Annotated in this window: 13 protein-coding genes and 1 pseudogene; 2 read left to right on the top strand and 12 right to left on the bottom strand. The window is 39.6% G+C overall.

What is annotated here, in order from left to right:
- Positions 1-247 precede the first annotated feature (247 nt).
- From QZT18_RS00130 to QZT18_RS00095, 8 genes and pseudogenes are all read right to left on the bottom strand, one after another.
- Positions 248-982, bottom strand: coding sequence for a hypothetical protein (locus QZT18_RS00130; protein ID WP_294143454.1), 735 nt, complete (start codon positions 980-982; stop codon positions 248-250).
- A gap of 389 nt (positions 983-1,371) precedes the next feature.
- The gene (locus tag QZT18_RS00125) at positions 1,372-1,704 is read right to left on the bottom strand and encodes a multidrug transporter (protein ID WP_294143453.1); all 333 of its coding nucleotides are present in this window, start codon (positions 1,702-1,704) and stop codon (positions 1,372-1,374) included.
- Between the two features lie 148 nt (positions 1,705-1,852).
- Positions 1,853-2,014: pseudogene (locus QZT18_RS00120) on the bottom strand (hypothetical protein); the annotation flags it as partial.
- A 216-nt stretch (positions 2,015-2,230) separates the two neighbouring features.
- Positions 2,231-2,602 (bottom strand): hypothetical protein, encoded by a 372-nt coding sequence (locus QZT18_RS00115; protein WP_294143452.1) that lies wholly within the window; start codon positions 2,600-2,602, stop codon positions 2,231-2,233.
- A gap of 81 nt (positions 2,603-2,683) precedes the next feature.
- A complete protein-coding gene (locus tag QZT18_RS00110) occupies positions 2,684-3,535 on the bottom strand; it encodes an SMI1/KNR4 family protein (protein WP_294143451.1) in 852 nt (283 codons plus the stop codon).
- Positions 3,514-3,711 carry a hypothetical protein gene (locus QZT18_RS00105; RefSeq protein WP_294143450.1) on the bottom strand — a complete coding sequence of 66 codons (198 nt, stop codon included), beginning with the start codon at positions 3,709-3,711 and terminating at the stop codon, positions 3,514-3,516. The genes QZT18_RS00110 and QZT18_RS00105 overlap by 22 nt, the downstream gene beginning before the upstream one ends.
- A 352-nt stretch (positions 3,712-4,063) precedes the next feature.
- On the bottom strand, positions 4,064-4,429 hold the full coding sequence (locus QZT18_RS00100) for an ACT domain-containing protein (protein WP_294143449.1): 366 nt from the start codon (positions 4,427-4,429) through the stop codon (positions 4,064-4,066).
- Between the two features lie 204 nt (positions 4,430-4,633).
- Positions 4,634-4,894: a hypothetical protein gene (locus QZT18_RS00095; protein WP_294143448.1), complete on the bottom strand. Its 261-nt coding sequence runs from the start codon at positions 4,892-4,894 to the stop codon at positions 4,634-4,636.
- Between the two features lie 335 nt (positions 4,895-5,229).
- Here QZT18_RS00095 and QZT18_RS00090 point away from each other — a divergent pair, with 335 nt between their 5' ends.
- Positions 5,230-5,430, top strand: a complete 201-nt coding sequence (locus QZT18_RS00090; protein WP_294143447.1) for a hypothetical protein — start codon at positions 5,230-5,232, stop codon at positions 5,428-5,430.
- Positions 5,431-5,449: 19 nt separating this feature from the next.
- The gene (locus tag QZT18_RS00085; protein WP_294143446.1) at positions 5,450-6,004 is read left to right on the top strand and encodes a hypothetical protein; all 555 of its coding nucleotides are present in this window, start codon (positions 5,450-5,452) and stop codon (positions 6,002-6,004) included.
- A 652-nt stretch (positions 6,005-6,656) separates the two neighbouring features.
- Here the strand turns inward: QZT18_RS00085 and QZT18_RS00080 are convergent.
- The 4 genes from QZT18_RS00080 to QZT18_RS00065 form a co-directional block, all read right to left on the bottom strand.
- A complete protein-coding gene (locus QZT18_RS00080) occupies positions 6,657-7,781 on the bottom strand; it encodes a cysteine desulfurase family protein (protein WP_294143445.1) in 1,125 nt (374 codons plus the stop codon).
- Positions 7,782-7,974: 193 nt separating this feature from the next.
- The gene (gene brxL, locus QZT18_RS00075) at positions 7,975-9,450 is read right to left on the bottom strand and encodes a BREX system Lon protease-like protein BrxL (RefSeq protein WP_294143444.1); all 1,476 of its coding nucleotides are present in this window, start codon (positions 9,448-9,450) and stop codon (positions 7,975-7,977) included.
- Entirely contained in the window at positions 9,450-11,771 is a 2,322-nt protein-coding gene (pglZ, locus tag QZT18_RS00070; RefSeq protein WP_294143443.1) for a BREX-4 system phosphatase PglZ, read from the bottom strand. Before pglZ ends, brxL begins: the two co-directional genes overlap by 1 nt.
- 15 nt (positions 11,772-11,786) lie before the next feature.
- Positions 11,787-16,034 (bottom strand): hypothetical protein, encoded by a 4,248-nt coding sequence (locus tag QZT18_RS00065; RefSeq protein WP_294143441.1) that lies wholly within the window; start codon positions 16,032-16,034, stop codon positions 11,787-11,789.

The following is a 16,034-nucleotide window of genomic DNA, read 5'->3' as shown; positions in this document are numbered from 1 at the left end:
AGGATAACCTTGATACACCCGGCGGCAGAAAAGAAGTCACGGCGGCATTTTCATAATCGACAGCTTTCAGTAAATCATATCCAGGTAGTTAGTTTTTTTAACCAAATGCCTTTCCAGACTGGTTCCCTATCGGTTCTCTAAGTAACCGTGTAAATTTCTCAGCGTTCCCATCTGTCTTTTTATCACAAAACACCGAAGAATCGTCGTTTTCCTCATTCCATTAACTGGTAATAGTTTGCTTCATGTCTCACTGTATTGTTTCATGCTTTCTTTTTTCCTTCTCATAGAACACCAAAAACTCCTCACGGTTTTTGGCATAAAGTTTTTCTAATTCATAAGACAAGAAAAAAGGATCATAATCGCTGAAAATGTCAGGCATGTATTGATGTATCTTCTCAGCAATGCGCTCTACGTGTTCGATATCGACTCCGGTCATATTGAAAATCTTCTTTTCAGTGAAAATCAGAATCCGCACAATAAAGGGGCCGCCCTTTTGGCCAACCTGGGCACAGATCCAATAAATCTTATCACGCGGAATTGCCGTCACCTTCATTCTGTCCCCGCATAGCAGCAGATAAGAGGGCGTCAGTACAATCTTTTCTCCGTGAGGTTTCTTTCCTTCTTCGATCTCGTATATGTATTCCTCCACCTGGATTTTACCTTCCAATGCCTCCTGGTCGATAATTTGTCCCACCGCTTGTTTTGTACCTTCTTCAAAAGGCAGAATCAGATTTTCTCCATTCGTAGCAATCCGGCTTGCTCTGAATAACCTTACGGCCAGCGCAAGAAAAACAACCACGGTAAGAATTTTCAAAATAGAAAATATTTCCCGGTAGGATGGGTCATTTAAATCAAAGGAATCCCTCATAAGAAAATAAAGAATCGCGATAAGGACGACATATGCAATGCCTACTCTGGAAAATATTTTCTTTGTAGCCTCATTTGCGCGTTTTGATTCCTGTGTCAAATATCCCTGTGTCATAATAGTTTCGCTCCTTTTCTTCGTTTATGAACCGTAATTTAATTAATTGTTTTTGCGCGGACCAGTAAATTCATGGAAAGCATACGCTATGATTTGATTGTTTCTTCCTAATATGCTCCCGAGCTGGAATCGGACGAAACAATGAGCTATTTTTCCGGCAAGACTGAAATTATTTTTTCAAATGCTGCATTTACTTCCTGATCCATACTTGGTAAAACGACACGGTCAAGGGGTTGAAAAACATTCATGTCCAAATGGCCTGATATATGAAACCATTAGATATTCTGGAATAAACATATTTTGCTCCAATAAAACAATGGTTTCTACATGTAATAGTCAGGCTAACATATCATTGCCTTTTTGTCCCGAAACAGTGTCCTATTTCAATTCTAAAAAGAGCTTGGCTGCCTTTCTAATATAAACCTTACAACATCTTTCAATTCATCACTGAATTCTTCAAGAGCATCAACATTTATTAAACCGTCATTAATTAGAGAGATGATATCCCAAACCATTGTGGATCTTTTTAAATCAATACATACGCCCGGTCTTCTTTTATCATTATGAATTCTCTTTTCTAATTCCCAGAATTTCGTTGATGCCGGCAAATCCTCAGATAAAAACTCCGAATATTGCTTAATAAGTCTTTCCATATAAGCTTCCTGCCACCCAGATATCTTTTCTCTATAAAGTTTCCAATCTTTTTTCGTTGGTTCTATCATTTTCCCCTTCCCTCTGCAGGACTTCTATCTCCTACCGATACTGATTCATACTCACCCAGAATTCATCGATTCCCTTCAAATATCACTTCTGTGCCGGATACCAATATATAGCAGCATTTTTCCTTATCGACCAGTTCAAACGTTTTTGTTACTGGAAGCGTAATATCATCACTCCCCTGGCTTTATAATTTTCATTTTTCTTTGCCTCCCAGGCCCTCTGCAGCATAACGCTAAGCTGAAACGTCTTCCCGATGCATAAATATTTCGCAGTTCCATAATACTTTTCTGAACATCGTTGAATATTTTGAAGACCAAGTCCATGTTATCACGCCGGAGCATTTTATTCAACAATGTCTCCTCCCGAATCCCCCCCCTATATCCAGCCGTCACCATGGCAATGGCTAACAAAAAGAACACCACGGCGGCAACCCAAAATCACAAGAAGAACAGCGCCAAGTAATGTTTTTCATACCATTTGTTGTCGAAGGCGTAAAACACACCGTCCATTGAGGTCCCCATATTTTTCTCAAATTTCCGACAGGTATTTTCTGGCGGCGCTTGAAACATTCGCTTTTCGGCCGATTGGCAAAAGGACCTTATTTCCCCGCTCCAAATCAAAAACATCGTTCTGCGGAATCTGCGTCAAAATAAAAGTACCATCTGCCAATTCCAATAAATAGTATTGGTGGTAATCATCATGTATATTGAATGAAGAAGTAATGACTGATGCCTTACGTCTCCCCTTGGCAATACGGCCGTTCACCCAGTCCAACGGCGCTGCCGAGACGGGCGCATCATCATAAATCACAACTGATGTGCCACGGTTCCAGCCGCATGCGGAAAGAAGCAGGAGCAGGCAGAGCGACATCAATGTGAGTGTTCGTTTAATCCTGGTCATAAGTTTACCTCCGTTCACTCTGCTCATAAGCATATGGGTTCCGTTCCAAGTTTATAGTCTTGAGCTGTTGATGCCTAATAGTCAGACCGTGATGTGCTTCAGGAAATCCATAAAATCCCCGAATACTTCTGAAAACTCCCACTTGCCCATACCATGCAGCGCAAAGTAGACAGGCGATTTTTCCTGCAACAGATCAATACAAAAAGGATCGGCTCCTCTGTCCGCTATCACAATATACTCTTTCTTCCAGCTGTCAATACTCTCTTTTTTAACTGGATTATAGCTGTAGCCCTTCTGACATTGAATAAGATTATGGGCCCCGTATACCGTAACATGCCCACGATATCCTCTCAGTTTGAAATCCGCCCTAAGAGGAGAAGCCTTCGAAAGAAAGTCCCTGTAATCTTCAGGTAAATGCCATTTCCGGCTAATCTGCTCCAAATCGGTTTGTTCCGCTTTAACCAGCCAGTTTGTGGGACAAGCCAGATTTTGTTCCTTTGTCCGTTTCTGTTCCAGCTTTTTTTCGATTTTTGCATAAACCTTTTCTTCGGCTGTTTCCGGGGAATCCAGGCAAACATGGCGGACAGGCTCCGCATATCCGTTACCGCAGGGGAATCCCTGTTCTGCCCAGTTTCGTATCACTCCATAATCTATATCGCTCTCTTTCCAAAATCCGGGATCCACAGATTTGCCCTGTTCAAATGTATTGTTGGTTGCCTTTGACAACTGCAAAATAATATTTGCTTTGCACTCCAGAGGAAAGTCATCATGAAATATAAATGGAATCAGAGCATCACAGGCCGCTCTGCCAACGGCTTTGACGTATCCCCCAATTGCCCAGTATGCCTTGCTGTCCCCAGACTGGATACAAGACATAAAAAAATCACGGTATTGAACGTCCCCCTGCTCCATCAGCGCAGCGACTCTCTCCACCGCAAAACCACGTTGAAATTCAACCAGTCCTTTGTCACCATACTGCATAAGAGCCCCATAATTTTTTCCCGATTCTCTTCATTGATTCTTTTCTCAATATAAGAAATTGCATTATACGCAGCGACACCGTCTGTTATCTGTTCCAGCTTTTCTATCTTCTTGTCTATTAAATCCATACCCCTCCCCAACTTTCCCGTTTCATTTTTCTGTCTTCTGTTATCTCTTCTTCGAGCCTCATGGCTCTCTTTAAATCACTCCTTTCCTCAAAATTTCTGTTTTTCTTTTTTATCCTGTGTATAGAGAGCATCGTCAAGGCTCCTGATATCAGGAAAAAACTCCCATGCCAAATAGCTGTGTGGCAGCGTTTTTAAAACCCACCCGGAAAACTTTCCGGATGACCGCTCCTATTTCATCACAAGTCTTCCTTTTTCCGACAGAATTTCATAAGGTAATTATATCGTGTGCAGAAAAGCTCTGCGGCTCTTTTCATATCATTACCATATATCGTTCATTACACCGGCGCCGTATTCAGACTACTTGATAGCCAGCGCCTGACAATACAGTGATCGCTTTTTCAAAATTTTGTTTTTTAATCAAAATATAGTCTGTATTATAGGTTGATATCGCAAAAATTCCAATTTCATTATCTGCCAATAACGTAGATATTTTAGATAATATCCCTATAAGCGAAAAATCCAAAGTTCCTTGTATTCTGAAGGCTTTCCAGCCATCGTCACGCTCATCGGCATTACCCGGTACACACTCCGTTAGGCACACCAGGGATTTTTCCTCATCTGTTTTTCCAGTGAAACAATATTCACGTTCAATATTAACCTGTGAGTAGTCCGGTACTTTACATACCGTAAAATCATGGTTTATTCTTTTTATTACCATAGAAATCTCCTCTCTAATCTGGAATTAATCCGTCTTTTAATACAGTCCTTTATTTTGCATTTACGACAATGCTCTGGCTTTCTCTTATCGCTATTCAAGCAACCAGCGCAATGCTTTTATGTATCCCTTGCACGTTCATATGCATGGCTTATGATAGGGCACAAAAACCGAATGGGATAAAAAGAAAAATATTAAGTATAAAACTCAAATCAGATCCATCCAAAAGGCAAAGTATTCAATAGCCTCTGCATATTCTTTCGCATTTAAATAACCTCTGAATTCAGATAATATTTTAGGCAATTTTTGTCCTGCTGGCTGATGCATATAATACTGAAATCGTTCCATAGATCTGTTGTACAAGTTCTGTAATTCATCATAGAACTGCGTCCTGGACAACACAGCATTCTCCTCCACAGGATAATCATAATATTGAAAATATTCTTCAAATTCTGTATTCTTGAACATTCAGCTTTGCTACTCTGCAATAGCTGCTTCAGGCAAGATTTTCGTACATAAAGCTGAGAGATAGTTCAATATATTAGGCTCATCGTCACAAATACCCATCCGCAACATAATCGTTCTCCTAATCCGTTCGTAAAATTGTCATACTTTGCCGTACATAGCACCCCCATGCGTAACATTTAGTTGCGGGTGCCTGAACGGGTATAATTTTACCATAATTTTGTCTTCGATTCAAAGAAAATGTAATGAATCATCCGCAAGACATACCTATAATTGTGATATATTTATTGTGTCCTGTCGAACGGAACGCACCTATTAAGGTGAGAGGAGAAAAAGATATGTTTACATCTATTTTTCAGGAAACAATGGCAGAGGAAAACTGGACAAAGTTTCAAAATACGCCGCTTCTGTTCCCACTCGGCTATGCAGGAAATCCAGTGGGCTACAAGAATGTCAGCCGCCATGTAGAAGATATGATTTGTTTACAGGTGGATGATATTGTGAAAAAGATTGACGGATTCATTTCAAAAAGGCGATAAAGAAAAGGAGAACGAAACCATGTATTTGATTCTATTTTTTTGTGTTCCACTCATTTTAGCGCTTGTGCTTATTAAGGTCACGGAAAAGAAAACGCAACGAAAACATGCGATGCTTCTGCAGTCGATTATAGAAGGTTCCGAAAGCGCGGTTCCGGAAACAACTGGTTTTGAGATTGTGATGGCACAGGGGTCGAAGGACGCGGTATCTACGATGAAAGGCTATGACAGGAGCTCGACCGGATATTTCCATATGCTAAATTTGATCGTCCGCTACCGTGAGGGTGAGATGTATATCATGGCGGTTCCCTGCCCGTCCATGACAAAGATGGAAGTAGATCCGGATTTTATTTTACATGTCACCGCCAGCATGTTGAAAGAAGTAAAATTTGGAGCAATGGGCAAAGTGGCTTTTTACTTTAAAGACGGCAGCCAGTTTTTTGCAATGACGGTAACCGATTTTGCTATCCCTCTTGCAATGCAGCCCGCAGGACATAAAAACTTTAAGCCATATATCAAAGAGTTTGCCGGAAAAGTGAATGGGAATGGACAGGAGTCGCACAATGATGCAATTTGAAGCATGTGGTTTACTAGATAGATAGGTTCAAAATGTGATTGAAAATCGCGTTCCGCCATCTGTGCGTCACACTCTGTGGGGCGTACAGATGGCTGGGTTGTACCTATGTTGTGATTCCTGGCTCAAAGTATGTGAAGAAATCTCTGTAAAAGCAGATCTTCTATGATAATATTGGGGCTGAAGGCGCTCTTTGTGGCTTTTGGCCCTTGGTTTATTATAGCACAAGGATTGTCGACATGGAGTGTGTGAAGAAATCTCTGTAAAAGCAGATCTTTTATGATAATGGCAGGGCTGAAAGCTTCTCTATGAGCGTACAGCCCTTGGTTTATATAGAGTCCGTATTCTAAGTCATCATAGAAACGTCCCGCCTTCCTTTGATACTCCCATTATATCAGAATAGAGCTATAAAAACCCAAAAACAAGAGACTTTATAGCTCTTTTAATGACAAAATCCTCGGACTTTGTCTATAGGTCTGTGGTGTTTCAAAAAACACCTTAGAACAAGTCAGCTTAGTAAACACATCACCTATTTGCCTAGCAACATGCTTTTGTTCTATCATTGTACCAATTTCGATATTTCCCTGCTGCCCATGATAGGATAAATTTACAGATGCTATTAACGTCTACAATGTTCTTCCATCCAACTAATAATTTACTTGATTATCGATATAATTGCATCCGCTATTGCAGTCACTTCCACTGTAGTGTTTAATCTTCCCAAGGATATCCGAATGGTTCCTACCGCATACTCTTCTTCAAGTCCGATTGCCTGCAGAACATGCGAAATCTTTGTATTCTTACTATCACATGCAGATCCGGTAGACACGCAAATTCCTTTAAGATCAAGCCGATGTAATAGCATTTCGCCTTCAAAACCTCTGAAAGAAAGACTCAGTGTTCCTGGCATACAGTTCTTTGAACCGTTACGAATATAGTCAATACCCACCTCATCTAAATGGTGCAATAGAGTCTGTTCCATTTCAAGAAGATGAACCTCGTTATCCTTAATAGTAAGATTATTTTCATACAATGCGGTTGCCATTCCCACAATAAGCGCAATATTCTCTGTTCCTGCTCTTTTACCAAATTCCTGTGCGCCGCCATCAAAGTAAGGTGCAATTTCTGTTCCTTTTTTAATATACAGAAAACCTATACCTTTCGGCCCATTAAATTTATGGGACGACGCTGAAAGCATATCTACTCCAAGTTCTTTGACATCTATGCGAGCATGACCGACTGCCTGTACTGCGTCTGTATGGAATAACGCCCCATAAGTATGTGCAATCTTAGCCAGTTCCTTTATCGGTTGAATAGTTCCTATTTCGTTGTTTGACAACATTACAGTAACCAGCTTGGTCCTGTTTGTAATATATCGTTCTAGTGTGTCTGATTGAACAACGCCTTCTGCATCTACTGGCAAATATACTACAGGATAACCCATTTTTTCTATTGTTGCAGCACTATTTAGGACCGCATGATGCTCTATCCGCGAAGTAATAAGCTCCCGATTATCCCCATATACAAACATTGTACCCTTCAGCGCCCAGTTATCGCTTTCTGTTCCACCTGAGGTGAAATAGATTTCTTCAGGTAACGCATTTATACACTGTGCAATCATTTTTCTAGCTGATAACAGTGCTTTTTTTGCTGACCGCGCAAAGGAATACGGTTCAGAAGCATTTCCATATTCGGCTTTTAAAAATGGCAGCATAGCTTCCAGTGCCTCTTGTGAGAGTTGTGTAGTAGCTGCATTATCAGCATATATCAATTCGATCACCTCTGTTTACTTAAAAAGGATACATCCTTCTTCTTTAAATTCTTCAATTTTATCCTGCAAATCTTCTACTGTACAGTCAAGATAAGTTGCCAAGCAATCCAGGCAATAAAATTCTGTAATATTCTTGCTCAAAAGCTTCTTGTTTAGACCGATAGTGTCTTTATCAAAATCCTCTCTTCCACATACAACGCACTTAATCTTCATTAGACAAATCCCTTACTGCAAATTGAGGAACGCTCTTTCCTCTATATTCAATATCAAGTATACCCAACTGTGTCTTAATGATGCCTCTCATCTTGCACGCCGGTCGCAGACAATACAAATTAAAATTATGCATTGTTATATCCTTAGGTGACCGCACATTAGGGAACAATAGCTTGAGGTATGCGGTACAAATACGTTTTACAGCCTCTGTATCTCTGGTATCCGCTCCATCAGGTAATTCCACCAGTGCATCTACTACAGCTCGATAACTTATATCCTCACGTAGATGATGCATAATAGAGCTAAAATACTCTGAATTCAATGCCCATCCGCAAATCTTCAAGTCATCATTCATTCGAGGAATATCCCATCCTTTGATAAAGCCATGAATTCTATCAAGCAGAGCGCTTTCTTGGAAAAGTTTTGGAAGTTCTGTAAACATATTGGTATATTCATCCATATTGTCCTGATGAATATTTCCAAGGAACACAACGCCAGCATCGGATTTTCCGTCGTATCCACCGATGTTAAATGTTCCGTATTCCATGTAGCCCTGCATAACGGAACGCATTTCATTTACATCACCAAACTGGACAAGTTTTACCTCATCTATTACCACAAAATCATTGCCAATAATAAAGCCTGGACTTCTACGCGAAGTATCATAGAACATTTTTGCTCTTGTTACTTTTCCACCATCTGTCAGCATACCATATTTGCTAACATGGCCAAAGACATATGATTTCCCTGTTCCCTTAGGAGCTAATTCGATAATATTTAAACGTTTTTCAACAAACGGAAGAAGCCTTGACAACATCGCAAGTTTTTGTTCCTTGTTTTTATATCCCGAGGCATTATAATCGATCGCACCAAGCAAAATATCGATCCATTCATCAATATCAAACTCATTTCGAACATCCTTATAATATTCAAGATCAATTGTATACGGGCAGAAATTCTTAAAATTCGTGAGTTTAATTTTGCCTTTTTTGCCTTTCTTAACTCTATCTTCTTCGAACTGCTGATCATACTCATTAGGTGCACGATATCCAAGTTCAATCATTCCCCAAGTTTCATGTTCAGCAATCAGCTCGTCCTTCACTTGCTCCCATACGCTATCATCGATAATAGTATCCTTATCCGTCAAGCCAAAATCAGGAAGTGTAAATGTGATTTCACTTGTCTGAATATCAATATCAACTGTTATTTTTGCTAAGATTTGAACCTTATTACGTTCAAAAATAATTTTATCCTTAATCGCCGTCCAATCTTCTTTTCTTGGGATATATATTTTCACAAACTCTGAAATCTGCGCTGGTTCAAACCCCCCATCTTCATTCTGAAACTCTGCGAGAAGCCAGTCTCTCATGAAGGACGGAAGACTTAATGTTGAAAAGAAATTGTTCTTTTTAAGATCTTTATAAACAATCATTCCGTTGAAACAATCTCTAAACTTATCTATCATTACTTCTTTTCTCCTCCAAACATCATATTACCAAGTTCAAATTTTTGTGATTTTTCGACACCTTCACGCTCAAGTTTAAACTTTACTCCCGGCTTAACACAATTGCTCGAAAGATAAATATCAGCGCTACAGTCACATGCTTTTTCAGGCTTGTCCAATTCAAACCTGAATGTTTTCTTATCCGCATCCTGTTTCCCTACATACATCTTTCCGTTAACTTTCACAGAAAGATTGTTTAGCTCATTCTTAGACCAGATAACAAGAACCGGTTGCGTTTTGTAACTGAATAGCACCTTGTGTTCATCATTCATCACCTTAAATTCCCAGACAATATTATCCATTGTAATCCTGATAACAGGAACTACAACCTCCTCAAGTGTAGCGCCGCCATGAGTTTCCACTGCGGAAGGTCGTGAACCATCGAATCGATCATATCCCGCCAAAATGCAAAGTCCACCTTCATGAATTGCATGTGAAAGCTTCTTGGTTAATTCATTGTCCTCACAAACTCTTCCCCCGTGAGTTCCAGTCCTTTTTGATTCAATAGGCAAAATAGACTTTTTGATAACCGCCAATCGGCTCGCTCCATGGTCAGAAATAATATAAGCCTGATCATACTTATCCGAAGAAAGTCTTTTGCAAATATTAGAAAGTACCTTATCAATTTCTGCAAGTTCATCAATCAAATGAATTGGATATTCTGATTTTTCAAAATTATAGTCGCCAATTGCTTCGTGCTTATCTTTGTCTATTTTCTTAATGAAATCCACTATTTCAGCATCACACGCTTTAAATGCATCAACGAACTCTTTGTTTCCTAATGTAATAGAAGGAAGATTGCATTTTCCGACTTTGGGTTCAGCAAACAGGCCTTTCGCAGCACATTTTTGCAGAATATAGTTAAGGAATTCCACCCCTAGTGCATCTACGAAATATAGAATAGAATTATGCTTATCTGCATCACCGACAATTTCTGCCCTAGTCGGAAGTTCTACAAAGTGCTGTTCTTCAACCTCAGTATTAACAAGTTTCTCAAACTCTGGATATATTACATTCCGAAGCTTCTGCATTGTATATTGAGAAAAGTAGTAATCCAACAAATCATTACCGAAATAAAATGGACTGACATAATTATAGAAGTCAAGAAAATTACTCTTAAGTACTCCCAGTAACGTTTCATCATCATAATCAGCCTGGTATGTTCCTATAAGTTTAATCGCCTTTTCCTTCTCCATCTTGGTCAAATCTGAAAGATAGTACAATGCATCCTTTCCTTTCTGATCCACGAACTCACAATAATCTGCAACTTCCTCTTCCGGGATATTTAACCTGTATCTCAGGGACTTCCACTGCTTATATATCTGAGAAAAAGCTTTTCCGTTCTGAGGATAGTTCAAAATTGCCCTTATTAAATTACGTATAACTTCGGTATGCTTATTGGAAGACGAAACCGCATCTCGTATAATTTGGTTCTTTGCATCCGGAAAGGCTTTCATCGCAATAAACAATAACCACTGCATTCTGTCCTCATAGGTATACCATTCCTGCAGCATATATTCATAGTTATTGACATTACTGAAAAGTGCTATTACTATTGCTCGGAACGAGACCTTGTTTTCACTAAGATTTAACAGATATCTCCAATAGGAATCTTCGGCTTCATCATATTTAAATCCCCCAAGCTCTGGGTATTTATTCTGAAGTATCTGCAACGGTGTATCCAACGTTGCAATGGCGTACTGTCCATTCGCAAAAACAGATGCCTTTTTAGCTGTCCGAATATATATTTCTGGTTGAACAGCATTTTCAATCGTCTCAGGAAGGAACTCCACGCCTTCCACAACTTTCGCTGAACCAAAAGAAAATTCCTGAGCCACAAATGTGATATGCGGTTTTACAGAATCAACTGTGGAATCAGCTGCAACAATACGCTGTGCTACTCTTAAATCCTTTTGGATCATCTTTTTTAAGATCTCATCACAATGAAAGCATACAATTACTGCTTTCTTTGCAATGCTCATATTGCAAAGTGTCTGCATGGTCTTTTGAAGCTCTGATCCGCTAATCAGCTTAAGATAGGTGGTTAATTCAAACACAAACATATTGCCAGAAGCGTGTTTTATGTCATCAATTACTCCCATCACATTAGGCAGGCTATCCTTCTTAGCAAAATTAGCAATATGAACGATTGTATTATCACCCACTCCGTAATAGTCTAGGATTTCCATTTTTTGCGCAACATTCTCCACATTCACAAAGAGCGGGTATGTTATATTCTCGTCCTGCAGATAATTATTGATTCTTTCAATACAATCGTTCATCAAAGTCACCTTTCGTTACTTTCGGTCCGCATTTTTGATAATACTAAGGCCAACCGATATGTCATCCTGAATAAGTTTTTTTAAATATTCTTTTAACGTGTTAATATCATCCATTGCATCAACAATATTGGTCGCAATAACACTGCCCTCAGTATCGTATCTGGCAGAAGCATATTCCCTTATAAGCTTATCAACCATCGGATTTGAATACCATTCATGGGGCTGTGCTGTTGCGCGTTCCTTCAAATACGCCCTAACTTCATCGGCTTTAAGTAAAACTGCATACTCTTTAAGGATTTTCTTATTGAAGGCGTCATCTATTTTTTTCGAATCCTCCAAAGCTTCATAAAATGTTGCAGATTCAAGGAAACTTATAGCTTTTTCAGTTTCGCTATCTTCCGGGTGCACGCGCGAAAGTGTCAAGAACGCCTGACGAGCCGCATCATAGTCCTGTGCATCGATCATGCAAACGATAGGTGTTAAATTACTCTTAGACCACTCTTCTGGTGATTCAGTTCCGGTTCTAGCCTTCCACAAATTTTTGAGTTTAATTTTTCCTAATGTGCTCTTAAAGTCCTTCACCGCCTTTTCGATCATTTGAAAATATTGTGCTTTTTCTTTGGTGAATGTGTCTCCAGTCGGCAGTGTCATGAACAAGCTGTTCTGCTCTTCTGCATCAAACTCACTCACATAGAAGCTGCAGACCTTCACAAAAAGATTAAACTGTCCTTTATAATACTCATCAAAAAGGTCGCCCTTGTCCTGCAGCCCTTTCAGGAAAGCTGCTTTCTGTGAATCAAGAAGGGATCCCTGCTGCTTCAAGTCGTACAAAGCCTTGACAAGCGGTTCAACATCTCCAAGATAATTTTTAGAAGCTTCATATGACACTCTTATATTTCCGCATTTAGACTTCCAACCATCCAATGCCTCTCTAAGTGTTTTTGCCTTTCCAATGAGCCGGTTGCTCTCTGCTATGATAGTATATTCCGCTATAACTTCAGAAATCTTCTTGTCAGCAGTTTCTTTAATCCATACCCAATTGGCTGAATCCGCATCAAATTTTTTCTTTACTTCATTAAGGAATTGACCGTCATCCTCAATTTGCTCTGACAGTTGAACAAGTTCGCCATCATTGTATTCAGCCAAATAATAATTCATGCCAGCCCGACACATATCCTTTGTAAAAAGATACGGTAAATCTTGAATCAGGGTCGGGTTGTTCTTGTAAAGAGTACCGATTTCTTTAGCTATATCCGATTCCGCTTTTCCCATATTAGCATTGTTTGCTAAACCAGAATAAAGCTGAATCACACTAGCTACAACTGATTTGCTGGAAGCTAATGAAACATCATTAAGGCAGTATTCCACACACCAAATAGGGAATGTCCGTTCTTTCATTTGGTTTCGGATATAAGTTCTGGTATTAGGAATATTTGTGCACTGTTCGGCGCTAATTCCAAAGGCAGCGCAAGTCAATTCGTTAAACTTACGGATTTCCTCCGTCATTGTAACAATGTACTTCTCTCGATATTTTGTGTCCTGACCAGCAGCATACTTAATTACCCATTCGACCATAGCCTGCAGGTTTGCCAGATTCATCTCGCCACCTGCGATACCATCATCATATCCGTACTTATCTCCAACGTAATCCTTTAAAACAAATCCCAGAAGAAACGCCGTCAGATTACACGGCATGAAACCGAATGGCGCTTCTGTCAATTTGTTGTAGATAGTAGAAATAGCCACTCTATCACTCTGAGCAAATTCTTCAGCTATAATCTTCTCTACGCATGTCTTAATCTGGGAAATATGTAAATGCATCTTCTCTTCCCAATAGCGGTATTCCGCAGGCATTCCCCATGCGCCCTCTAATGCCTTCTCAAGTTTTTTCTTCGGCTGAGGGGCATTATAAGGGCCTTCGATCTTTCCATTTACCGCAGACTTTACGCCCTGCTTCAATGCGCTAATGATATAAACACCATCTATTAGATCATAATTCACCTCTGGCGCTTGCGGATAAGTATCTCTAATGATGGTATACAAACCAGAATACAAATCATCAAGATTGCTTCTTCGTTCACGTTTAACAGTACCGTTAGCTGCCAGTCGGCAGATATAAAAAGCGCCACTATTCTGCATAGCTTGTTTCCAATCCTCTATGACTTCAGAAGCTTTCAGCGAATAATTCTGACTCTGAGTATTATCGTTCTTATCGAATGATTCACTCTGAACCATATAATCAATAAAGGTGTTCCACTTGTCATTGCCAAAAGGGGTCGCACCTGTATCGACAATGATCAAATTCAGTTCCTCATTTTTCGGTTCTTTCAAGCATTTGCCGATTTCGACTTCTATTTCTCTGCTTTCTTCGTCATTCTTCGAATATACGCATAGACAGTTGAAGCTGCCCTTTCGGTAAGCAAGCTTTTTAAATTTCGTGATGCAGCTAGGTATAGTGTCCAATGTTGCAGACATAAAATTATATCGAAGTTTCAATGCCCCAGGCCATGATAATGGATCGCTAAACTTAGGATCTTCAATCAATTTTGCCGTAGACCATTTTGCTTCAACATCTTCCCGACTAACCGTGAAAGTAGCAATCAACTGCACAATATAAACTGTTTTCCCCTGAATCGTTTTTGGAAAAAGAATATCTTTCTTGCAAAGCGTTTCTGCAATACTGGACGCGCTATTACCGATAGGAGTTCCTTCAAATGCCAAATTCAAATTCTTATCGGTTGCATAGAAACACTCTACCGCATCACCATTCATATAAGATATAGCCTGCATAAGAAGAACGGTTTTCAGAATTTTGGTCTGATCATCATCCAATTTATTGCTTTTCGATTTACTGATAGCTCTAAGAATATTTCTAATCTCTTGACGCAGATAACGACCTTCATCCTGATAGAAATATTCCCAAAGCATATCTATTGTCACAAGCGGATCCCCCGTAAAAGGTCCATAAGTATCTATGTACCACTGGAAATCTTTCAATTTCACACCGGAATCATTTTTAATATATTCAAACATGCTTCTGGTGTTCTCTTGAAAGGACGATGCAATATATTTCAAGATAAGTGCAGCGTATGGATGAAGGGGCAGGATATTCATCATATCCTCATCTGTAATATCCTCATCTGTCAGCTTATTAAGCTTATCCATGACAAGTTTTCTACTGTTGGCTGTATCAAAAAACTGGGTTTCGCAAATCTCTTTCCATTCTTCCGCAATCTGCTCATCATCATTTTTTTCAAGTGCATGTCCAATCAGCTTGAACGCAATATTGTCAGGGAGATCAATGACCGATGTTGGCTTTACAAAGCGATTGATCAGTTTTTTATCGCTTCCACCTTCTTTGGCCACGACATCTTCACTAACACCCGTATGCGTCACAACAAGGAGACAGAAATTATTTGTCTCCGTTACCTCCATAATTTCCTGAAATCCCGTTAGATCATGGATATGATTCTCGAAATACTTTGTAAACTCATCCCAAATAAAGAACAAGCTTTGCAGATTATTTCCTTTGATAATATCTTTCAGCCATTTGATAAAGATTTTGACATCGAGTTTCATCGGCTCAATGCCATTCTCCTTGCCAACCTTGGCAATCTTTCCCATGAGCATGGTCAACGCTTCACCCGTATAGGTATTTAATCCATCAATAACGTCATCAGCCGTCTGTCCAATAAATCGACTGTCCTCAGAAATAATTGAATTAAAATATATCTTATTACGATTTATAGAAAGCCAATTTAAAGCAGCATCCTTCAAAGACGCCTGCCCAGTATGCTCACATCCCTCATTTTTTAATTCCTTGAGAATGCTCTGCTGCATAATTGAACATAGATCAGCATCACCATCTATCGATGAAGTTCCGTAGCAATGAACAGTTACAATCTTCTTAATTTCACCGCTATCATCCTTGCGCTCTTTAATAGCACAGAAACGCTTTTTAAGGGTCCTATCAAGCTTATATCTGTCAAAATACGCTTCTGTTGTTTCTTTATCTGCTTTCAAAAGGCTGCCAAGAGCCAAGGCTGCATATGACTTCCCTGTTCCGTATCCACCCTCGACCCAGATACCCAAAGGTTGCTTTCTTTCAATAACATTAGCCGCTGTCTCAAGCAGATTTACAAACGTAGGATGCGGATAGAAATCGCGCCAATCCACATTGCCTTTTCTAATCAGTTCATCCGTAACACAAGGATAGTACTGTTTCTTAATATTAAAGTACTTTCTATAGGTACTGGTTGCCAT

Origin of the sequence: uncultured Clostridium sp. (assembly GCF_900547735.1) — a bacterium.
In the GTDB taxonomy this organism is placed as follows: domain Bacteria; phylum Bacillota; class Clostridia; order Lachnospirales; family Lachnospiraceae; genus Otoolea.
This window is presented reverse-complemented; position numbering and strand designations above follow the sequence as displayed.

Bases quoted from the DNA above. Each gene is read 5' to 3' on its own strand.
- QZT18_RS00065 (WP_294143441.1), bottom strand. From the start codon at position 16,034: ATGGCAACCAGTACCTATAGAAAGTACTTTAATATTAAGAAACAGTAC.
- QZT18_RS00125 (WP_294143453.1), bottom strand. From the start codon at position 1,704: ATGATAGAACCAACGAAAAAAGATTGGAAACTTTATAGAGAAAAGATA.
- QZT18_RS00090 (WP_294143447.1), top strand. From the start codon at position 5,230: ATGTTTACATCTATTTTTCAGGAAACAATGGCAGAGGAAAACTGGACA.
- QZT18_RS00105 (WP_294143450.1), bottom strand. From the start codon at position 3,711: ATGGATTTAATAGACAAGAAGATAGAAAAGCTGGAACAGATAACAGAC.
- QZT18_RS00085 (WP_294143446.1), top strand. From the start codon at position 5,450: ATGTATTTGATTCTATTTTTTTGTGTTCCACTCATTTTAGCGCTTGTG.
- pglZ (WP_294143443.1), bottom strand. From the start codon at position 11,771: ATGAACGATTGTATTGAAAGAATCAATAATTATCTGCAGGACGAGAAT.
- QZT18_RS00100 (WP_294143449.1), bottom strand. From the start codon at position 4,429: ATGGTAATAAAAAGAATAAACCATGATTTTACGGTATGTAAAGTACCG.
- QZT18_RS00130 (WP_294143454.1), bottom strand. From the start codon at position 982: ATGACACAGGGATATTTGACACAGGAATCAAAACGCGCAAATGAGGCT.
- QZT18_RS00095 (WP_294143448.1), bottom strand. From the start codon at position 4,894: ATGTTCAAGAATACAGAATTTGAAGAATATTTTCAATATTATGATTAT.
- QZT18_RS00115 (WP_294143452.1), bottom strand. From the start codon at position 2,602: ATGACCAGGATTAAACGAACACTCACATTGATGTCGCTCTGCCTGCTC.
- brxL (WP_294143444.1), bottom strand. From the start codon at position 9,450: ATGATAGATAAGTTTAGAGATTGTTTCAACGGAATGATTGTTTATAAA.